Source organism: Clostridium sp. KLE 1755 (assembly GCF_000466465.2).
GTDB classification, from domain to species: Bacteria; Bacillota; Clostridia; order Lachnospirales; family Lachnospiraceae; genus Eisenbergiella; species Eisenbergiella porci.
Genome location: NZ_KE992671.1, coordinates 126,813 through 147,250, shown reverse-complemented (window position 1 = coordinate 147,250; position 20,438 = coordinate 126,813). Strand labels below are relative to the sequence as shown.

The 20,438-nt window shown below is 50.1% G+C and carries 24 protein-coding genes; 15 read left to right on the top strand and 9 right to left on the bottom strand.

Translation table 11 applies throughout. From position 1 onward, the window contains the following. Positions 1 to 13: 13 nt before the first annotated feature. The 7 genes from HMPREF1548_RS06305 to HMPREF1548_RS06275 all read left to right on the top strand — a co-directional run bounded on the left by HMPREF1548_RS06305 (position 14) and on the right by HMPREF1548_RS06275 (position 7,001). The gene (locus HMPREF1548_RS06305) at positions 14 to 373 is read left to right on the top strand and encodes a cupin domain-containing protein (RefSeq protein ID WP_021635039.1); all 360 of its coding nucleotides are present in this window, start codon (positions 14 to 16) and stop codon (positions 371 to 373) included. Between the two features lie 88 nt (positions 374 to 461). Continuing rightward, positions 462 to 1,955, top strand: coding sequence for an IMP dehydrogenase (locus HMPREF1548_RS06300; RefSeq protein WP_021635038.1), 1,494 nt, complete (start codon positions 462 to 464; stop codon positions 1,953 to 1,955). A 330-nt stretch (positions 1,956 to 2,285) separates the two neighbouring features. Further along, on the top strand, positions 2,286 to 2,909 hold the full coding sequence (locus tag HMPREF1548_RS06295) for a hypothetical protein (protein WP_021635037.1): 624 nt from the start codon (positions 2,286 to 2,288) through the stop codon (positions 2,907 to 2,909). Positions 2,910 to 2,928: 19 nt separating this feature from the next. Continuing rightward, positions 2,929 to 4,041 (top strand): hypothetical protein, encoded by a 1,113-nt coding sequence (locus HMPREF1548_RS06290; protein WP_021635036.1) that lies wholly within the window; start codon positions 2,929 to 2,931, stop codon positions 4,039 to 4,041. Between the two features lie 67 nt (positions 4,042 to 4,108). After that, the gene (locus HMPREF1548_RS06285) at positions 4,109 to 4,768 is read left to right on the top strand and encodes a response regulator transcription factor (protein WP_021635035.1); all 660 of its coding nucleotides are present in this window, start codon (positions 4,109 to 4,111) and stop codon (positions 4,766 to 4,768) included. Further along, the gene (locus HMPREF1548_RS06280) at positions 4,765 to 6,174 is read left to right on the top strand and encodes a sensor histidine kinase (RefSeq protein WP_021635034.1); all 1,410 of its coding nucleotides are present in this window, start codon (positions 4,765 to 4,767) and stop codon (positions 6,172 to 6,174) included. The genes HMPREF1548_RS06285 and HMPREF1548_RS06280 overlap by 4 nt, the downstream gene beginning before the upstream one ends. After that, on the top strand, positions 6,171 to 7,001 hold the full coding sequence (locus tag HMPREF1548_RS06275; RefSeq protein ID WP_021635033.1) for a hypothetical protein: 831 nt from the start codon (positions 6,171 to 6,173) through the stop codon (positions 6,999 to 7,001). Before HMPREF1548_RS06280 ends, HMPREF1548_RS06275 begins: the two co-directional genes overlap by 4 nt. Before the next feature lie 85 nt (positions 7,002 to 7,086). Here HMPREF1548_RS06275 and HMPREF1548_RS06270 read toward each other — a convergent pair whose 3' ends face one another. From HMPREF1548_RS06270 to HMPREF1548_RS29380, 3 genes are all read right to left on the bottom strand, one after another. Then, complete coding sequence (locus tag HMPREF1548_RS06270) at positions 7,087 to 8,706, bottom strand: hypothetical protein (RefSeq protein WP_025491638.1); 1,620 nt, start codon at positions 8,704 to 8,706, stop codon at positions 7,087 to 7,089. Beyond that, positions 8,699 to 9,412: an ABC transporter ATP-binding protein gene (locus tag HMPREF1548_RS06265; protein WP_025491639.1), complete on the bottom strand. Its 714-nt coding sequence runs from the start codon at positions 9,410 to 9,412 to the stop codon at positions 8,699 to 8,701. The genes HMPREF1548_RS06270 and HMPREF1548_RS06265 overlap by 8 nt, the downstream gene beginning before the upstream one ends. Before the next feature lie 379 nt (positions 9,413 to 9,791). Continuing rightward, a complete protein-coding gene (locus HMPREF1548_RS29380) occupies positions 9,792 to 10,016 on the bottom strand; it encodes a TIM barrel protein (RefSeq protein ID WP_270493274.1) in 225 nt (74 codons plus the stop codon). A gap of 174 nt (positions 10,017 to 10,190) precedes the next feature. On the opposite strand from HMPREF1548_RS29380, the gene HMPREF1548_RS06260 reads away from it, so the two are divergent. From HMPREF1548_RS06260 to HMPREF1548_RS06245, 4 genes are all read left to right on the top strand, one after another. Then, positions 10,191 to 10,373, top strand: coding sequence for a hypothetical protein (locus HMPREF1548_RS06260; protein ID WP_147332367.1), 183 nt, complete (start codon positions 10,191 to 10,193; stop codon positions 10,371 to 10,373). 68 nt (positions 10,374 to 10,441) lie between these two features. Further along, positions 10,442 to 11,305: a hypothetical protein gene (locus HMPREF1548_RS06255; protein WP_021635026.1), complete on the top strand. Its 864-nt coding sequence runs from the start codon at positions 10,442 to 10,444 to the stop codon at positions 11,303 to 11,305. A 38-nt stretch (positions 11,306 to 11,343) separates the two neighbouring features. Next, positions 11,344 to 12,024 (top strand): AlkZ-related protein, encoded by a 681-nt coding sequence (locus HMPREF1548_RS06250; protein ID WP_021635025.1) that lies wholly within the window; start codon positions 11,344 to 11,346, stop codon positions 12,022 to 12,024. Positions 12,025 to 12,236: 212 nt separating this feature from the next. Then, positions 12,237 to 12,518, top strand: a complete 282-nt coding sequence (locus HMPREF1548_RS06245; RefSeq protein ID WP_051358328.1) for a hypothetical protein — start codon at positions 12,237 to 12,239, stop codon at positions 12,516 to 12,518. Positions 12,519 to 12,597: 79 nt separating this feature from the next. Here HMPREF1548_RS06245 and HMPREF1548_RS06240 read toward each other — a convergent pair whose 3' ends face one another. The 6 genes from HMPREF1548_RS06240 to HMPREF1548_RS06220 all read right to left on the bottom strand — a co-directional run bounded on the left by HMPREF1548_RS06240 (position 12,598) and on the right by HMPREF1548_RS06220 (position 15,878). Further along, positions 12,598 to 13,833 (bottom strand): MFS transporter, encoded by a 1,236-nt coding sequence (locus HMPREF1548_RS06240; protein WP_035321269.1) that lies wholly within the window; start codon positions 13,831 to 13,833, stop codon positions 12,598 to 12,600. Between the two features lie 146 nt (positions 13,834 to 13,979). Next, positions 13,980 to 14,111, bottom strand: a complete 132-nt coding sequence (locus HMPREF1548_RS30425; RefSeq protein WP_021635022.1) for a hypothetical protein — start codon at positions 14,109 to 14,111, stop codon at positions 13,980 to 13,982. Beyond that, positions 14,104 to 14,496, bottom strand: a complete 393-nt coding sequence (locus HMPREF1548_RS06235; RefSeq protein WP_021635021.1) for a hypothetical protein — start codon at positions 14,494 to 14,496, stop codon at positions 14,104 to 14,106. The genes HMPREF1548_RS30425 and HMPREF1548_RS06235 overlap by 8 nt, the downstream gene beginning before the upstream one ends. Beyond that, on the bottom strand, positions 14,493 to 14,789 hold the full coding sequence (locus HMPREF1548_RS06230; RefSeq protein WP_025491647.1) for an ATP-binding cassette domain-containing protein: 297 nt from the start codon (positions 14,787 to 14,789) through the stop codon (positions 14,493 to 14,495). The genes HMPREF1548_RS06235 and HMPREF1548_RS06230 overlap by 4 nt, the downstream gene beginning before the upstream one ends. A gap of 124 nt (positions 14,790 to 14,913) precedes the next feature. Continuing rightward, positions 14,914 to 15,576: a TetR/AcrR family transcriptional regulator gene (locus HMPREF1548_RS06225; protein ID WP_021635019.1), complete on the bottom strand. Its 663-nt coding sequence runs from the start codon at positions 15,574 to 15,576 to the stop codon at positions 14,914 to 14,916. 134 nt (positions 15,577 to 15,710) lie between these two features. Next, a complete protein-coding gene (locus HMPREF1548_RS06220) occupies positions 15,711 to 15,878 on the bottom strand; it encodes a helix-turn-helix domain-containing protein (protein ID WP_268890951.1) in 168 nt (55 codons plus the stop codon). A 503-nt stretch (positions 15,879 to 16,381) separates the two neighbouring features. On the opposite strand from HMPREF1548_RS06220, the gene HMPREF1548_RS06215 reads away from it, so the two are divergent. From HMPREF1548_RS06215 to HMPREF1548_RS06195, 4 genes are all read left to right on the top strand, one after another. Then, positions 16,382 to 17,029 (top strand): YigZ family protein, encoded by a 648-nt coding sequence (locus HMPREF1548_RS06215; RefSeq protein WP_021635015.1) that lies wholly within the window; start codon positions 16,382 to 16,384, stop codon positions 17,027 to 17,029. A 289-nt stretch (positions 17,030 to 17,318) separates the two neighbouring features. Then, on the top strand, positions 17,319 to 18,659 hold the full coding sequence (mgtE, locus tag HMPREF1548_RS06205) for a magnesium transporter (protein ID WP_021635013.1): 1,341 nt from the start codon (positions 17,319 to 17,321) through the stop codon (positions 18,657 to 18,659). A gap of 42 nt (positions 18,660 to 18,701) precedes the next feature. After that, the gene (gene xth, locus HMPREF1548_RS06200) at positions 18,702 to 19,460 is read left to right on the top strand and encodes an exodeoxyribonuclease III (protein ID WP_021635012.1); all 759 of its coding nucleotides are present in this window, start codon (positions 18,702 to 18,704) and stop codon (positions 19,458 to 19,460) included. An 89-nt stretch (positions 19,461 to 19,549) separates the two neighbouring features. Next, a complete protein-coding gene (locus tag HMPREF1548_RS06195; protein ID WP_035321265.1) occupies positions 19,550 to 20,365 on the top strand; it encodes a hypothetical protein in 816 nt (271 codons plus the stop codon). Positions 20,366 to 20,438: the final 73 nt, after the last annotated feature.

The window sequence follows — 20,438 nt, the reverse complement described above, 5'->3', positions numbered from 1 at the left end:
GAGGGATTATTTCATGAAAGAAACAGAATATGCAAGGGCAATGAAGGATCAGGCCTGGGTGAAAAACAGCGATATCGCCGCGCAGGCCTGTGCGCCGGGTGTGGAGCGTAAGGTGCTTGCGTTCACGGACGGGCTGATGTGCGTGGAGAATCATTTTATGGAAGGGGCCAGGGGCGCTGTGCATCACCATCCCCATACCCAGATAACCTACGTGGTATCCGGGCAGTTTGAGTTTCAGATAGCAGGTGAGAAAAGAATTGTGAATCCGGGTGACAGCATGCTGAAAAAGGATGGTGTGGAGCATGGGTGCGTCTGTCTGAAGGAGGGAATTCTGCTGGATATTTTCACTCCGATGCGGGAGGAGTTTTTGTAATAAAGTGTCGTTGACAACGGCTGAGCGGTGTGATATGCTGGTTGGCAATATATAAGAACCGGTTAACTGTCAGGAAGGGAGAGTTGATATGGCATTTTATTACGAGGAACCATCCAGAACGTTCAGTGAATACCTTTTAGTTCCGGGGTATTCATCCACCAGGTGCATTCCGTCTGAGGTCAGTCTGAAGACCCCGCTGGTCAGATTCGCCAGGGGCGAGGAACCTGCGTTGTCCATCCAGATACCCATGGTGTCCGCGATCATGCAGTCTGTTTCGGATGACAGGCTGGCGGTGGCGCTGGCGCAGGAGGGCGGCCTGTCCTTTATTTATGGTTCACAGTCCATTGAGGATCAGTCGGAGATGATCCGGAGGGTGAAGCGCTACCGTGCCGGCTTTGTGGTGAGCGACTCCAACGTATCACCGGATATGACGCTTCAGGATGTGCTTCGGATCACTGAACAGACCGGCCATTCCACCATTGCCGTTACGGAAGACGGCAAAGCGGGTGGCAGGCTGCTGGGCATTGTGACGAATAAGGATTATCGTGTCAGCCGCATGGAGCCGGATATGAAGGTAAGCGAATTTATGACGAAGTTCGAAGACCTGATTTATGCGGACGAGGATACAACGCTCAAGGAAGCCAACGATATCATCTGGGATCATAAGATCAACTGTCTCCCTCTGGTGAATAAGAAGCAGGAACTGGTTTATCTGGTATTCCGCAAGGACTATGACAGGCATAAGAAGAACGAGCATGAATCCATCGATGCCTCCAAGCGTTATCTGGTGGGCGCGGGCATCAATACCAGGGACTATGCGGAAAGGGTTCCGGCGCTTCTGGAAGCCGGCGCGGATGTGCTCTGTATCGACAGCTCGGAAGGCTTTACGGAATGGCAGAAGATCACCCTGGATTATATTAAGAAGAATTACGGGGACAAGGTGAAGGTGGGTGCAGGCAATGTGGTGGACGCCGAAGGCTTCCGCTTCCTGGCTGATGCCGGAGCCGACTTTGTAAAAATCGGAATCGGCGGCGGGGCCATCTGCATTACCCGTGAACAGAAGGGTATCGGCAGAGGCCAGGCGACAGCCGTAATTGAAGTGGCGAAGGCGAGGGACGAGTATTATAAGGAAACCGGTATTTACGTTCCCATCTGCTCCGACGGCGGCATTGTACATGATTATCACGTTACGCTGGCGCTGGCCATGGGCGCGGATTTCGTTATGTTGGGCAGATATTTTGCGAGATTTGATGAAAGCCCCACCAAGAAGGTGAATATCAACGGCAGCTACATGAAGGAATACTGGGGGGAAGGAAGCGCCCGGGCCAGGAACTGGCAGCGCTATGATATGGGCGGAGACAAGAAGCTTTCCTTTGAAGAAGGCGTGGACTCCTTCGTGCCCTATGCCGGGAGCCTGAAGGATAATGTAAATCTTACGCTGAGCAAGGTGCGTTCCACCATGTGCAACTGCGGTGCATTGACCATCCCTGAGCTTCAGGCAAAGGCCAAAATCACCCTTGTTTCCTCCACAAGCATTGTGGAAGGCGGAGCCCATGATGTTATGCTGAGGGATAAACGTTAATATTGGGTAACTGTGGGTGTAACGAATAGTTACCATATTTGATAAAAAAGGAGAGGAGCCGCCGGCGCCTCTTCTTTTTTATCAGTTGCGGTGTTTTGGACAGGACCGGCGGAAGGGAAAGGTTTTTTAATCGTTGTCATTCTTTTATGCTATGATATAATTAACTGAGCATAAGTGATAGCATTTATTTTGTTGGGAAAAACATGGCATAATTATTAAAGCGGTCAGAAAAGCGGCAGGGCAGGGAGCTTTCGGCACAGGCGCAGCTGCCCAGGGGACTGATTAAAAGATTTCGGATCAACGGGGAAGGATGAAAGCAGGAGAGCAGATATGAGCGGACAGAAGATAAGGATAGTGAAAAAGAACGATGAATTTTCCATGGAATATCAGGTGGGCGATATTTTTGAAATAGACAGTACCTGGTATGGCGGAGTGAATGTGACCAGCAGGACGGGCATTCCCCTTTCCCTGGACAAGGAGGAGTATGAGCCATGGGATGAGGAAGCCGCCGGGGAACGTGAGGTTGACCGGTATTCCTATGAGCTGGGCGTAATGGATGTTTTCTGTGAGATGACGGCGGCGGGAGTGAAGAAGCTGGCCATGAGCCATCCCTGTGACACCAGGCAGGAACGCAACAGCTATCTGCCGGAAGTAAAGAAGCTTTGTAAAAAATACGGGGTAAAATATTACCCGGAAGACGAGGCCTTTATCACGGAGTTATTCCCTGCGCAGGCCAACCGGGGCAAATATAATTTCCTTTTTTACTATACTGACGATGTGCTGGAGGAATATCTGCGGCTGAAGGAGGAACAGCGGAGGCTGCAGGAAACCGGCGGGTATACAAAGCAGAAAAGCTATGAGACAGCCTGTGCGTTCGGGCGGCTGCTTTCCTATTCTCAGGAGGGGATAGAGCGGCTGATTCAAAAGGCGGCGGAAGCGGACAGGAAGGAATAGGAGAGGCGGGTGAAAAGACTTGCTGTATGAAAAAATAAGAACCCGCCTGGCCCGGGGCGCATGTATCCTCCTGACAGTGTTTCTGTGCTGTCCGCTTTCCCTGCAGGCTGCGGGAACGGAAAAAGAAAATGAGGATCCGGCACAGCCGGCGCAGGAATACCAGGCGTACAGGCAGCGGTTTGACGCGATTGACAAGCTGGGGGATATTCCGGCGCAGGGGTTTAGGATCATTGATACCCAGGCGTTTCCGGTAACGCTGGAGCCTTATGGGGAAGTGATTTTCATTCCGGCGCTAGATACGGAATATAACCGGTTTGCCCTGTTCCTGACGGACGGGGAGGACCGGGTGGTATACAAAACCGACAGACTGGAAACCAACAACCGGAACCGGGGCATGCTGGAGCAGCCCAATAAAGGCATGGCTGCGGTTTCCTTCCAGGATTTGAACGGGGACGGCTACACGGATATTGTGCTGATTACCTCCTGCATCAATGAAAACAGCTCCCGCCCGGAGAAAACCTATAAGGTAGGGGATGTTTTGTTCGGAAGCAGGGACGGCTTCTACCAGGACTGGCGGATTTCCGATAAAATCAACCGCTTCAGCATGAATAAAAGCATCCGGTTCATCACCTCCTTTGTGCGGGACGGCAATTCCACGGAATTCCTGTATACGGCCATGACGCAAAAGGAGCTGCTGGATCATGGCTTCCGGATTATAGAAGAACAGTGCTACTGGCGGAATTTTGAAAAAATGGGTAGGCTTCAGGTGGTGCCGGGAACCTATACCATGGCGGATTATAATGTATTTATGATTTATCTGGTGAATGAGCAGGGTTACATCGTCTGGAGCTTCCAGCCCATGGGGGAATATGATAATCTGTATGCGCTCAAGGGCCTTGTCTGCAAGGATGTGGACGGGGACGGCCTGAAGGACATCATCGTGCTGGGCCGCTACAGCTATGAAAGCGAACAGGCGGAGGCGGTGATTGGAACGGAGTTTGAGATCTATTACCAGAGAACGGGAGGTTTTTCCGCCGATACGGAGTATAAGAAGCTGTACCGGATTGGGGAAAACGTCACGACGGAGGAGCTGGTGCTAAGGGCGCGCGCCTATTGGGGCTGGTCCGTGTAAACAGGGGCCGGAAGGGGCCGGAGCCTGCCGGGAAACAATTGTTTGGGAAAGGAGCATCATTGTACCGATGATAAAAATACTGATAGTGGATGACGAAAAGCCCATCTGCGATTTGATAGATCTGAATCTTTCCGCCTCAGGCTACCAGTGCCGGACTGTCCAGGACGGCCTGGAGGCGCTTAAGCTGATAGAGGAGGAGAACTTTGACCTGATTTTGCTTGATATCATGCTGCCGGGTGCTGATGGCTACGACATCATGGAATACATCCGGCCCATGGGCATTCCGGTCATTTTCATCACCGCAAAGCATGAGGTGCGCGACCGGGTGAAGGGGCTGAAGCTGGGGGCGGACGATTATCTGGTGAAGCCCTTCGACGTGGTGGAGCTTGTGGCCAGGGTGGAAGCGGTGCTGCGCCGCTATAACAAAACGGAGAGGCTGCTCAGCGCGGGCGATGTGGTGGTGGATGTGGAAGCGCGCCGGGTGACCAGGGCGGGAGTGCCCGTGGAGCTGACGAACAAGGAATTCGGCCTGCTGGTGCTTTTTATGAAAAATAAAAATGTAGCGCTGTTCCGGGAGACCCTGTATGAAAAGGTCTGGGAGGGCGAGTACTACGGGGACAGCCGGACGCTGGACCTGCATGTACAGCGCCTGAGAAGGAAGCTGGGATGGGAGCATAGTCTGGTAGCGGTATACAAGGTGGGATACCGCTTAGAGGTGCCGCAATGAAATTTTCAATCAAGCTGCTGCTGTGTACGATGATCGTCATGGCGATTGCCTTCGGATTCAGCGGATTTTATTTTGTCAATTATGTGTTTGAGACCGCGCTGGACCGGGAGGTGGGGCAGGCGCTGGATGAAAACAGCATCCTCCGGTTCGCCTTTGAGACGGCCGCGCTTAACGTGCCCGCAAAATACGATGTGCTTCAGGATCATACCATAGAGCAGATCGCCTCCAACATGGAGACCGGCGGCCATGACAGCAGCCGTCTGCTGCGCCTGTCCGACGAGGAAAAAAACGTGCTCTATATCAGCAGCGGCTTTGAAGCGGACAACGGCCTGCTGGGCCAGACGGATGAAAATACCAAAACCTACAGGGTGATCAGGCAGGAGGACAGCTATTATATCCAGACCGGGATAACGGTGAATGCGCTGGACAGGATCCTGTATCTGGAAACGCTGAAGGATGTGTCTGAGGTTTTCCGGGAAAGGCAGCTGGGCTTTTCCGTGTACCGCCGGGTGACGATACTGATGCTGGTATTCGGTACGGTGCTGATGCTGGTGATTTCCTCCTGGCTGACCAAGCCCATCCGCCTGCTTACCAGGGCGACGAAGCGGATGGCGGCGGGAGATTATGGTTATCGGGCAAGGCAGATCAGCAATGACGAGCTGGGACAGCTGACTACGGATTTTAACCATATGGCAAATGTGCTGGAGGAAAATATCAATAAGCTGGAGGAGGAAATCCAGGCCAGGGAGGATTTCGTGGCTGCCTTTGCCCATGAGCTGAAGACTCCGCTGACGGCTATCATAGGCTATGCGGACATGCTGCGTTCCCGTAAGCTGGATGAGGAAAAAAGCTTCCTGTCCGCCAATTATATATATACGGAAGGAAAGCGGCTGGAGGCCATGTCCCTGCGGCTTCTGGATATCATTGTCACCAAGAAGGAGGAAGTGCAGTTCCAGCTGGTGCCTGCCGCTTCCCTTTTCGATTATCTGAAGGATATGTTTGCATCCCATACGGAGATGGAATTTCATTTTCAATATGAGTCGGGTATGGTGAGGGCCGAGGCCAACCTGATCAAGTCGGTGCTGGTGAATCTGCTGGATAACGCCTGCAAGGCTTCGGAGCCGGGAAGCCCTATTGAGGTGAGGGGGAAGCTCACGGAGAGAGGCTACCGTTTTGAGGTAAAGGACATGGGCGTGGGGATCCCCAGGGAAGAACAGAAAAATATCACCAAAGCCTTTTACATGGTGGATAAGTCACGCTCCAGAAGCAAGAACGGGGCCGGCCTGGGCCTGGCCTTGTGTGCGGAAATCCTTCTCCTTCATGGGAGCAAGCTGGAAATAGAAAGTGAACCGGGGAAAGGCTCCTGTATCAGCTTTGTCCTCCCGGATAAAGGAGGAATGGAATGAAAAAAAACATGAGGAACATTGCCTTTCTTCTGTTTGTGTGCCTGGTCATGGCTTTTTCCATCTGGGGGCCGGAGGCCATTGCGGAATACCGTGACAGGGAGATTCTGGGCGTGACCCATGCCCAGACAGTGGAAACGGCAGGCGAAGGCTACCGCTATACCTTAAGCAGCAACGAGCGGCTTTATATTCTGGCGAAATGCCTGAACAGCCAGTCCTTCCCGGAAAGCGATCAGAACGCCATGACCCGGAAGGACGAGGACGGCCTGGAATATCAGGAGCCGGAAGGAAGCTATGCCTTTGTAGTCAATCACAGAGGGCCTTCCGGAAAGGAAATTACGGATGCGGAAATCATAGAATCCTGTAATGAAGGACTGCAGATATTGAAGGATTTGGGGATACTTCCGGATTCCGTCAGAAAGGTGGAAGCCTCTGCCTACGACGCGGTGCTGTATTCCGCCATTGACGTGCCGGAGCCGCAGAACAACGTGGCGGTCTGGAAGGTGAGCCTGTCAACCAGCCAGAAAAATGCCAGAAAAGAAAACCGCCTCATTGATGCCTATATTGACGCGGATGATGGCAGAATTTATGAATTTTACGCCAGATCCTCCATGCGCTGGGAGGAAATGGACCCCGATGAAATCATTGCCCGGTGGAGCGAGTACATGGGCCTTGAGGCGCCGGAGGTTTATGAGGATCAAAATCCCCTGCTGGAAACCACCCCCTACTTTAAAAAGTATGTGTTTGCAGGCATGGGAAACGAAAAAACGATAGTCACAATCGGCTTCTATGAGGGGATTAACGAATTTTTCCTGAAGGTATCCAAATGATGAGACTTTGATGCAGATATGAGGCGGAGCCGGTGCAGTTTCGGGGGAAGGGCTGAACCGGCTCCGGTAATGTCTGTACAATAAATTACTTTACCCGGAAGGCCTTCGGCGAACGAAAATATACAAGAACAAGCGCCGCCGCAATATATATCACCGTAAAGCCGAGTACGCCCAGCGTAAACAGGCTTCCGGTCACTTTGATTTCCAGGCAGAGGAAACAGAGAGCATACATAATGATATTGATGACGGAAAAAAACGGGTTTTTTATCTGCAGGCTCTCCGAATAAGGCTGGAAAATGTAGTACAGGCACAGGTGATGGGCGGTAAAAAGGACGGAAAGCAGCAGGATGGCCAGACAGAACAGCAGCATATCCGCCGTAAAAATGCTGACGCCGCACAGCAGGCGGAAAATAACGGCGCAAGGGCACAGGGCGCCGGCTATGACCGCGTCATAAAGGGATACATACATCAGCCGCACCCGGAAATTCTTCAGTATGGTATCCGGCCTGCGGTAAAAGGAATAATGGAGCATATCCTTGTCGCAGTTATAGAACATGGCCCGGCAGGCTTTGTCCGCTACCGTGAGAAAATACATGATATAGACGAAGGAGGGCAGCAGGGAGGTCATGTTTTGCCCAAGCTTCACTGCCGCGGGCCGGTTCAGAAGCAGGAAGACAACGGAGAGCGCAAAGATGGCAGCCACTGCGATCAGGCGGTAGTACACCGGGCGCAGGAGCTGTCGTCTGTGTCTGGCAAAAAACAGGCTGTTAAAATAGGCATAGCCCCGCAGCGCCGATGTATGCTGTTTTACGGACAGGGAAAGCTCCGCGTCCTTTTCCCGGACCTCCACCTCTTTGAAGGAAGAAGCGGAAGAGGATTTCATTATGGTTGTCAGCAGAAAATTAATATCAATGGAATGAATCAGTTTTTGCTCATAACCTTTATAGCCAGTAATAATGTAATACAGACTGAAGCCGCCGCAGGCCAGCCAGAATACCATACTGACCGGATGCAGCAAAAATGACGCCGGCAGGGAAATCCCTGACAAAGGAAGCAGGTAAGCCCCGGCCAGTCCGATACCGATAATGGCCCAGCTGCATGCCATATTCCGGTAGTACACCTTGCCGGTCCTGTCAAAAACAAACAACTGGAACGCTTCTCCCATACCGCGGGCAGCCGCCAGCAGAATCCACAGAAACAGCCCCTGTACCGCCGTCCCTCCACAAAGTAAGGAAAAGAGGATAAGAAAAGGCAGGTAATAGAGGAAAAAAGGGACATATTTCAGACAGAGGGCCGCATGCGTATAGCTGCGTACATCGCCCTTCATATATTTCAGCAAGGTGATTTTATCCCTGGTTACGGTGAAGATCTGGCTGTCTCCCAGAGAACCGATAATACAGTTTAAAAAGAAAAGGATATGCGCCATCAGGGAAAAGGTCTGTCCTTTCCATACGGGTACTTTTCCGGACAGCAGCTGCGCTGGCAGCAGGACAAAAAACAGAAGATACAGCGGCTTGCCTGTAATGTCAACAAGCTGGCGAACCAGGAAGGCGCCGGCAGCCAGTATTTTTTTCGCGGAATAATTGGCGTACACCGAATCAGGGACCAGTTTACCCGCCAGGGGAAGGCGTTTCAGATAATAGAGAAAGGCGTTAACCCAAAGGGCGGTCCTCATAAAAATGATTTGTTTCAGTGTATTAATCATGGGCATTTTCATCCTTTAATAATTCTATCAGCCTGGCTTCAAAGTCAGGGCTATCCAGCAGGGAATGGTCGAGCCGGCTGAGCCGCCCGTCACTGAGCACTACGATTTCGTCACACAAATCTGTGGCAAGCTGCAGGATATGGGTGGAAAAAATAAGAATATGATCCGGCCGGATTTCACGGAGAAGCTGTTTGATTTCCAGGGCCACCACCACGTCGAAGGAGGTAAGCGGCTCGTCCAGTAAAATCACAGGCGGGCGGGCTATGAGGAGCATGAGCATCTGCACCTTGTTTTTCATTCCGTGGGAATACCCCTTGATCAGCTTGTGCCTGTCGTGGGCATCGATTTTTACCATATCAAAATAGTCATCAATTGTCTTTCCCACAGGGACATTTCCTTCATGAAGATCCATAAAAAAACGTATGAATTCATAGCCGGTAAGAAAATCCGGCAGAATGGGCGTGGAATATACATACCCCACCTGATCCGGCGTAAGCGGCCGCGGCGCGCCGTCGCCGTCAAAAAGCAGCGCGCGTCCTCCGTCCGCGGGCACCTCATCTGTCAGGCAGTTAAAAAGAGTGGTTTTGCCAGCTCCGTTTCTGCCCAGGAGGCCGTATATTTTGCCTTTTTCAAAGGCAAAGGTGCAGTCCCTGAGCACCTGCTTGTCGCCATAGGCTTTTCTTATGTTTTCCAGTTGCAGATCCATGCTTTTTCTCCTTTTCATCTCGCAGGACACAAAAAAGCATGGCCCGTATTCCCGGAGGAACGCGGACTATGCCTGTGTGTTCCTGTTTTTAACAGGCTGCCGTTTAAAAAACAGGTATGTGTATATATGTTTGGGGCAGCGTCACTGTGGGCGTCGTCCATGGGGAAATTCCTTTCTTTGATAAAACACTGAGGATTAATGTTGTCCCTATTATAGGGGAGCGGGTGAGGGAGAGCAAGAGACAGGGCGGTTTCTTTACATAAATTTTACATGGGAGAACCGTTGTTATGGCTTTCATTGTCAGCCTGCAGGCGCAGGGAAATGCAGGCTGGCAACGAAAGCAGAAAGACGCCGGATTTTCTATACGTACCGGAAGCGATTACGGAAAAAGCATTGCTTTTGCCCCTTTATAATGAAGCAGCAGGTGTTCCAGGGGTGTGCGTCCGGCAGGAATGACGGCGCTGTCGCTTTCCAGGGTATAGGAGCCTTCATAGGAGGAGGCATCGATAATATCCCTGACGTTTGCCCAGTTTACCATTCCTTCTCCGGGAGCGAGGTGTTCATCGTTGATACCCATGTTATCGTGAAGGTGAACCGCAAACAATCGGGATTCTTGTGCCGTTCTTCAGAAGGGGTGAACAGTAACCAGAGGGGCGCGAAGGAAGGTGGTCTTTTTAGTAGTTTTAGTAGTTGTTGATAAAGGCGGAGCAGGCATGGTAGAATGAAGAAAACAATTATTTTACTGTACATATTTGGGCGTAACAAGGGAGGGCGGTGCATGAAAAGATTAAATTATGGGATATTGCTAGCAATCAGTATTTTGGTTGCAATATGGTTTTACTGGACGGGAATGGGGGAGGAATTACTGAATCGGATATCAGATAAATTTATGGAAGAAAGAGGCGATAAGTCTCTGCTTGACGCCGCAGTGAGAAAATTCAAAAGAGGCCGGGAACGTTGAATGAATTCGGAAAATCCCGGATAAAGATATAAAATATTCTGAACAGATATGAAATCGGGGAGAAAAATTTGTATAAGGACACTAAATGGGCGAAAGAAATTCTGGCGCAGCAGGATGAAAATGGTCTGTGGGGAAATTTCCATACATTAAGTAAGCCATCCAAAGCGCCAATCACAACGGAACAGGCGCTGCGCAGACTGTATGTTTTAGGCTTTGATATCAATGATGAGGTGATTGCCAGAACCGTTACATATATGAGCGATTGCCTGAAAGGCAGGAAACAAATGCCGGACAGGCGGGAAAAAATGCATAACTGGGATATTTTTACGGAGCTGATGCTCGCTGTCTGGATCAGGAAATTCACATTGGCAGATAGGAGCGCGAACCGTGTTGCCGGGAAATGGGCCGATATTATAACCCGGGCGTTCTCTTCCGGGAGCTTCAGCCATGAGGACTGTGCTTTGGCATATACGGAGATTTTCGGAGAACCGCCGCGAGGCGGACGGCTGGTGGATTTTGTGACTTTTTATCAGCTTTCCCTCCTTCCCGGCATGCTGAATGAAAGAACGGAGCGCCTGATGATGGATTATGTGCTTCATTATGACAAAGGAATTTATTATGTTTTTAGCAGACCCTCGGGAGATTCCCGGATCTGTAATGTACCGGAAACGTTTGCATCCAGAGAGGCGGGAAGATATCTGGCGGCGCTGGAACTGCTTGCGGAATACAGGAACAGCATCGACATGCTGCATTTTGCATCAAAATGGCTGTATGCAAATCAAAGGGAAGAAGGAAATTGGGATATGGGAAGCGAGGTAAAAGACGGGATATATTTTCCACTTTCCGACAATTGGAAAAAGAAAGAAAACAGGATTGCCGACTGTACCTGGCGTATAAGGAGGCTGCTTGATAAGCTTGAGGACAGAAATTAAGAATCAGAAATCAGAGGTTGGAACAGGGAGGACAGGCAATGAAGGAAATAAACGGCTTTCAGGATTTTGTAGACGATCTGAGGATAGCGGGCTTTACAATCGGCGGTGAAAACGGAGAAGGGGTTTTTACATTAAGCGATTACTTTAGTGATAAAATACACTGGCATACGGAGGACGATGATACGGATCCATGGGAATGGAGGATACGGGTCCTGGATGAGTATCGTGATATTGCCTATGGAAAGCTCTTTTTTAAGAAAAGCGGTTATATAACGAAAGAATGGTTTCCCTATTTCCTGGCAGCCAGGAGGGGAAAGGCGGACCTTTACGAGGAATATGAGGAAGGTAATGTTACCCTGATGGCGAAACGGATTTATGATGTGCTCAGTGAGGAAAAGGAGCTTCCGGTGCATCTTCTGAAGCAGTACGGCGGTTTTTCCAGAGAGGACAAAAGCGGATTTGATAATGCGCTGACTGAGCTGCAGATGAAATTTTACGTTTCACTCTGCGGCAGGACAAGAAAGAAATCCCGGAAGGGTGAGGAATACGGATGGTCTTCAACGGTTTTCTGCCTGACGGAGGATTTGTTCGGGGAAGAGGTATTTGACGCGGCCGCGGGGATTTCCGGTGAAGAAGCCTTCCGAAAGATTGAAAAACAGATTTATAAACTGAATCCCCAGGCGCCGGAGAGGAAAGTGAAGAAGTATATTCTCGGATAAAACGGCAGATATGGCGTCGTCTGCACGCAGAATGTATACAGAAAAATACGAAAATACATATAGAGATTATCTCCTTCCTGTGATAGTATTTATCTGTAATCAGAGACAGCAGGATAATGGCTCCGGAGGCCTGTAATGCACAAAGAAGCTGAAAGAAAAACACTTTCAGCTGTAGGTTTGTTATGCGGATTAGAGCGCAGATAAGGAGTAAAATGGACGAGAAAGTACTGATAAACGTATTGTCAGGATTATTAGATGAAAAATTGCAGCCCGTACATAATCGGCTCGACAGGTTGGAGGGCCGGCTTGATGGTATGGATAGCCGCCTCGACAGAGTGGAAAGCGAAATCGGAGCCCTGAAGGAAGGCCAGCAGAAGCTGCGTCAGGAGTTAAAACGTGTATCCGATAAAGTATATGAAACATATGAGCTTGCCCTTGAAAACTGGGGCCAGGTACAGGAATCAAAAGCAAGGCTGACTGCTTTGGAGTCCTGAATTATATAAGAAGCCAAAAGGTGATGCCCTCACACAGAGGAAAGCATCACCTTTTTTCATGCCAGGCTTGAGGCCCGGACTACAGCCGTTGCGCCACCCGTCTGTTCCACCGGGCGAAAAGCATGGTAGCCGCAGCGGTCACAACAAACACGATCCACAGCATCCCGCGCAAATGCTCCAGCAGGAAGCCATACATGATCTGCCCCAGTGGCTGCGCACAGGTGGAAAGAGCGATAATCCATGAGATTACCTTGCCGATCAGCCCGGGTGGCGTCGTGATCTGGATATAAGACATTACCTGAATCGTATAAAGGGATGCCATCGCCATGATAAGAATCCCCGACACCGCCAGAATCAGATAAGCCAGATATACCGGAAGCCCCTTATAAAGAGCCGCGCCCATGGGAAGCAGCAGCATTCCGCAGCAAAACAGCAGCTTCCAGGTGCTTCTGACATTCAGCCGTTTGCTTAAAAGCCCTGCGCCAAGCCCGCCCAGCAGTCCCCCTCCCGCCATGAGGGCTTCCAGAAAACCATACATTTCCGAAGCATTGTTCCGGGGGAAAACGAGTACCTGTGTAACAATAACAGGCAGGCTGACAATCATAAGAGCCGATAGGAAAAGGTTTACCGCAGCGCAGCAAAATGTCAGCTTTCCGATTTCTTTTTTTTCACGTCCGATAAAAATAAGGCTGCTCTTCATATCTGCGATAGTTTCATGAAGCAGCGTATCCGTGCGCACCCTTTTAACGAACGGAATATGGATAAAAATTTCCATGACCGCAGACAGGAAAAAACAGCCCATGCAGACATAAAGTATGGGGGTGATGCCCCAGAGACCGTAAGCAATGCCGCCCAGGGCAGGCCCCAGCAGGCCGGAAAGGGAGGACACCATATTGATAATGGCATTGGCAGGCATGACGGCTTCCTCCGATACCAGCAAAGGAATGCTGGCCTGCACGGAAGGCTGATAAGCGCCGGAAATCCCATACAGGAGAAAAAGCATAATCAGGATGAGCGAAACCAGGCTGCCCCTCCCGCTTAACACCAGGAAAAGAAGAACCAGGCCTGCCGTAAAGAAATCCAGCACAACCATGATATTCCTTTTATTCATCCGATCCGCAATCAGGCCGCCGATGGGAGACATGACAACAAGCGGAAGGAACGCTACGCCGGATACCACACCCAGAAGCGCCGCCGATCCGGTAACGGAAAGCAGGTGCAGCGGAAGGGCAAACCGGATGACCGCATTTCCGAACAGGGAAATGATCTGACCGATTACAACGAGATAAAAATTCTTGGAAAATCCTTTTTTCATATAAACCTCCAGACGAAACTGTCGGCGCATAAAACCAGATGCGCCGGAAAATGTATTCATGCTGCCAAAACTCTGGCGGCGGCCGGCATTTACATCAGCCGCCCGGTTCCAAAAACAAGCTGTACATCAGCCGCTTTGCGTCAGGTTCACAGAACCTCCATGAGAGAAACCTTACGGGAAAGGCTCCGGTAAACAATAAAATACAGCGCTCCCATGACCGCGGCAAAGCCTGCCAGGCTCATCCAGCCGTACATGCCCGCGGATGCAAAATTAGTCATTGGCGCGGTGAGGATAAGCGCTGAAATGATGACAGTTGTCGCGCTTTTTTTCCGGAAACCGAACCATACGGCGATAAGAGAAGTACAGGCGGTCAACAGGATAGGAAAAAAGCAGCAATACTTTTTTCCCAAGATAACCGTCCAGAATGACTTTGGAGCCAAGAACCGCCCCAAAAATGGTAAAGGAAAACATGCTGACGCAGGAAACCAGCAGAATCAGGGAATTCCAGCTGCCGGAAAACTGCGCGTCATCCACGCCCCGTTCCGACTCGGGAAGAAAGCAGAAAAGCAGGGCGATGAACAGCCCGAAGGCCAGCAGACCGCAGGCCGCGCCCAGATAAGGCCTCCAGTTTATTTTTTTCAATTCCAGCTGCATCAGTTTCATAAAACGTCTCCTTTCATTTCAGCAAGTACTTCTTTTTCAAACAGTTCCTTTCCTGCCCCCTGATAGTCATTCATATGGAATTCCCTGTTTTCCCAGACAGGCATATCCTGAAAACATATTTCTCCATAATCAGGACAAAGAAAACCTGCCGCCAGCTTCAGCAAGGTGGATTTTCCCGCCCCGTTCTTTCCCACCAGCGCATAGACGCTCCCTTCCGGTACGCTGAGTGAACAATGCGCTAACACCGGCTCATCCGTTTGATAAGCTTTTGTTACATCTGAAAATTTTATCATAGAATCCTCCTTTAAACTTTGATACCGACCGTTGGTATGAAAAACTGCCAAAAATAAGCTGCCCATGAAGAGCAGTTATTTTTCTGAACATAAGACAAATTCTCAAAGAACGGCTGCCGCCGTATTATCTGCGACCCTGATGCTCCTGATAAAGCTGTGCGTACTTTTCCAAAGGAATGAACATTTCATCATCAATAATATCCAGTCCCAGGAGACGGAGCATATGCTGGAAAAATCTCATTCTGTTTATCAGTTGCAGCGTGTCACAATGATAAACAAGCGGATTCAGCCAGAGATTGCCCATCAGCATAAGCACCTCAGACAGCTCCTTCGGATAATCCGTACAAATTGAACCGTCCGCGATACCCTCCTCTAAAATAGGCTGTATCATGGCCGGAGCCTCCTGCTGCACGGAATTCCGGATAAACAGCGACAGAAGCTGCGGATTATCCAGCATATCCGGGGCCGCGGCAAACAGCTCCTCCTGCGCCGAGGAATAAATAGACGCCTGAAATACCATCCGGAGCTTCTCAAGCCCCGTCAGATCCTTACGCCGGACAATCTCATTCATTTTTTCCGTAGCCCCCGCATAAAGCTTATCGGCCACCGCATTCATTATCTCATCCTTAGATTTAAAATGATGATAAATAGCTCCCTTGCTCAGTCCGCCCAGATTATTAATAATGTCCTGGATGGAAGTACGTTCATACCCCTTCTCCACAAACAGCCTGGCCGCCGTATCCACAATCAGATTACGCGTTTCCTCCGGATACTTATTCCTCGCCATGAGAACCCTCCTTCACACTATGTACAATAAACATACCATCGGTATGTCTGATTATACATACCAGCAGTATGTATGTCAACTTATTTTTGAAAAAAATAAAAAACGCGGCAAAACTTTTCATGTTCTACCGCGCATCAATCTTTCTTAAAAGTTATTATATCTGGCACATCACAGTCCATCAACGTACACAACCTGTCAATGGTAACAGTACTGCAGGGCTTCCCCTTCCTCAATGACTCGTAAGTTCCCTTGGAAAGTCCGTGCATAATTAACCAATAGGAAGAAATATTTTTCTTTTTCATAGTATCAAAAAATGGTTCATAACTAATCATACGCCACTACCTCTGACGTAATTATATTTCCCGTTTTTTTTCTTGAAAATACCCATCGAAATGGGTATAATATAAAAAGGGTATAAAATCAACCAAAAAGCGGTCATCCTGTCTATATAAGGATGGCCGCTTTTTTGATGCCATATCATATCATTTTATGTAAATTCGCCAGGCCCGGGAGGAAGAAAGCGCCAAAGCACTGATTGCTGGCATTCTAAATCATAAATTTTCAATTATAATCTTTCAACACAATCCTGTGCGCCTGAAATTTATACACTTTTCCCCTTTAATATGGTAAGATAAAATATGCGTGGAAAACCGCTTGTAATGTAAGGAGGTTAGGCAACTGAAGCTGCCCTTTCTTTAAGGATGCATTGCCTTTGGCCGGTTCTGTATGCCCCATCCCTTTCCTCCCGGACACTGTAAGCGGTACACATTATACATTTTTATCTATCCCAAATGGAGTTAATAACATGGAAAATACAACGAATTTTCAGCCTTACCGCTGTGTTCTCACGGGAGGCACCGCTGAAATAACAGAAAAGAAGTCACGCTTCATAGCCACAGTGCGCAGAACCGAATCGGAAGAAGAAGCCGTCAGCTTTATAGAAGAGATGAAAAAGAAATACTGGGACGCTTCCCATAACTGTTCGGCGTTTGTCATCGGCCGGCGCGGGCAGCTGACCAGATGCTCGGATGACGGAGAACCTTCAGGAACAGCAGGCCGTCCCATGCTGGAGGTACTGCTGGGGGAAGGCATCTGCGATGCAGCGGTGGTGGTAACCCGGTATTTCGGAGGAACCCTGCTGGGCACCGGCGGGCTGGTGAGGGCATATGGTGCGGCGGTGAAGGCCGGGCTGGAGGCGAGCCAGACGGCGACGATGCGCTATGGAAGCCGGATACGCATTGGAACGGATTATTCGGATATCGGCCGGATACAGTACCTTCTGGGACAGAAGGGCTATCCCCAGGAAAATGCGGAATATACGGAACGGGTGGCGCTGGAAACAGTGGTGCCTGCCCCGGAGGAGGAACGGCTTATAAAGGAACTGACGGAGGCAACCGGCGCGCGGGCGGAGTTGGAAGTGGTTGACAGGTACTATTTTGTTGACAAAGATTAAGCGGGAAGTTATAGTGTAAAAGTATTAAATAAGTAAAAGAGGCACTAATTGCCTGACAGACCGGCGTTTTTACGCGCGGACACAAAAATAATTTTCCGGAAGGTGGTGGTTTTAATGAAGAGCAAAAAGGCAAGCAGCGGTGATGTTCCTGTCCCCGGGCGAAGTTGGAAGCAAAACAAAATAACGTGTAAGGCGGATGTGATGCTTTCCGGGGATGCTGCCGGATGCACCCCGCCGGGGATGAAGCCATGCCTGAAAGCTGTCATGACACCGCCGGAAGGAGATTGTCATGGAAGAAAGCAAGGAAGTAAGGGAGCTGCTTGACAGCAAGCAGTATACAAGGCTCCGCCAGATGCTGGCAGAGCTGAACGACGCTGATATCGCAGTCCTGCTGGAGGAGCTGGAAGAGCAGGATATGCTGAAGGTTTTCCGTATTCTGCCCAAGGATCTGGCGGCTGACGTCTTTTCCTATATGGATGTGGACAATCAGCAGTTTATCATCACCTCCCTGTCAGAAAGGGATGCCGCGGGAATCGTGGATAACCTGATGGCGGATGATGCGGCCGATCTTATGGAAGAGATGCCGGCCAATGTAGTAAAGAAAATCCTGGCAAACGCCAGCCCGGAGACACGGAGGGATATCAATCACCTTCTCCGATATCCTGAGGATTCCGCCGGAAGCATAATGACGGTGGAATATGTGGATCTCAAGGAAAATCTGACTGTGGACGAAGCCATAGCCAGGATCCGGAAAATCGGCGTGGACAGTGAGACTATAAATATCTGCTATGTGCTGGACAGCAGAAGAAAGCTGGTGGGAACGGTGGCCCTGCGCTACCTGCTGCTGAGCCAGCCGGATGAAATCATTGCGGATATCATGCATGAAAACGTAATCTCCATCAATACCCTGATGGACCAGGAGGAGGTTGCCAGACAGTTCCAGAAATACGATTTTACGGCCATGCCTGTCGTGGATAATGAAAACAGGCTGGTGGGCATTATTACGGTAGACGATATCGTGGATATCCTCCAGGAAGAAGCGACAGAGGATATTGAGAAGATGGCGGCTATCGTGCCCAGTGACAAACCATATATGAAGACAGGCGTGCTGGAAACCTGGAAAAAAAGGATTCCCTGGCTGCTTCTGCTGATGGTGTCCGCCACCTTTACCGGGCGGATCATCGCCAGCTATGAAACGGCGCTCAGCGCCTGTATGGTGCTTTCCACCTTTATCCCCATGCTGATGGATACGGGCGGAAATGCAGGAAGCCAGGCAAGCGTATCCATCATCCGTGGTATTTCCCTGGATGAAATACAGTTTGCGGATCTGCCCGGGGTTATCTGGAAGGAAGCCAGGGTGTCCCTGCTGTGCGGCGCGACTCTGTCGGCGGCCAATTTTGTAAAGCTGATGCTTTTTGACAGGGTGGGAGTCATGGTCGCCCTTGTTATCTGCCTGACCCTCATCGTAGCTGTATTTGTAGCAAAGATTGTGGGCTGTACGCTTCCCATGTTTGCCAAAAAGGTGGGCTTTGACCCGGCCGTTATGGCAAGCCCTTTTATTACAACAATTGTGGATGCGCTGTCATTGATCATTTATTTCCAGATTGCGACCAGGCTGCTGCATTTTTAGTGCGCCTGCCGGAAACGGAATCAGGAAGCCGAGGAGAATAATATGAAGCTGATATCATGGAATGTAAATGGCCTGAGAGCCTGTATGGGCAAGGGCTTTATGGAATTTTTTGAGGAAGCGGACGCGGATATTTTCTGTATCCAGGAGAGCAAGCTGCAGGAAGGACAGATCTCCCTGGAGCTGCCGGGCTATCATCAGTACTGGAATTATGCGGTAAAGAAGGGCTATTCCGGGACAGCTGTTTTCACAAAAAAAGAGCCGCTTTCCGTTTCCTATGGAATCGGGATAGAGGAGCATGATCAGGAGGGCAGGGTGATTACCCTGGAATTCCCTGATTTTTATATGGTTACCGTGTATACGCCCAATTCCCAGGAAGAGCTGGCAAGGCTGCCCTACCGTATGACCTGGGAAGAAGAATTCCTGAAATATCTGAAGAAGCTGGAAGAAACCAAACCGGTGATATTCTGCGGGGATTTGAATGTGGCCCATAAGGAAATCGATCTGAAGAACCCGAAGACCAACAGGAAAAACGCGGGCTTTTCGGACGAGGAGAGGGAGAAGTTTTCCGTGCTGCTGGAAAACGGCTTTATTGATACCTTCCGGTATTTTTACCCGGAGGCTGAAGGTGCCTATTCCTGGTGGTCCTACCGTTTCCATGCGAGAGAGAAGAACGCCGGATGGCGCATTGACTATTTCCTGGTATCCTCTCAGTTAAAGGAAAGGCTGGAGGATGCGGTGATCTATAAGGACGTAATGGGTTCCGACCATTGCCCGGTGGGGCTGTTCCTGAAAGAGGAATGAGCGGTCCCGGTAACTGTAAGGGAACGGAATAAGGGACAGCTGCCGGCCTCTGTTTTAAAAGCACGCATGACGTGCGGATGGGAGTATATATGAAAAAAATAAGTTTGGCAAAGAGAAAGGCGGCAGGTGCATTTCTGCTTGCGGCGCTCATGATATCCGGCCTTGTTTTTACGGCCTGCGGGAAAAAGACGGAGACTGTGACGCAGCCTGCGGAGGAAGTGGCGGAAACGGCGGGCGCCCAAGCGACGCAGACAGGATCCGCGCAGGAAGGCACTGAGGAAACAGGAAGTACACAAGAGACAGGAAGCACAGAGGAAAGCGGGACCTTTGACATGGCATCGGAGGAAATCCCCATGGCAGTATCCGGAACCTATGACGGAATTGTTGTGGATGCGGCCATGAACAGCCTGGTTATTGATACGGCGGAAGGGATGATGTATGCAGTAAGCCTTCCTGAAACTGAAGATGTGGTGGAAACCAGTGACGGCATCCTTCTTGGGCAGGCGGTGACGGTCACCTGCGAGGACGGCGTTGCTTCCAGTATAACGGACTGTGCCGTGAAGCCTGCGGCGGATCGGGAAGCGCTGGCTTTTGCAGCGGATATCCTGTTTGCCTGTAAATACAGGGATATCAATTCCCTTTCCTCTCTGGCCGGATATCCTCTTTATGTGAATCTGGGAGATGAGGATCAGACGATTGAAAACGGAGGAGATCTTCTGAAGCTTCCTGTATCGGAGGTATTGTCGGACGAACGGGTGAAGGCCGTGCTTTCCACCAATCTTTTCGAAGTAAAGGAGCTTTCCGGCGGAAAATATGTGCTGGGAGCTGAGGAAGGCCGCCCTAACATTATTTTCCAGAAGGATGAAGGACGGGACAGCGGATTTGCCATTACCGGAATTAATTAAAGGATAAAGGTAGCTGGTTAACACAGTTACGCATATAAAATAAGCCCCGCCCCAGGATACCCTGGGGCGGGGC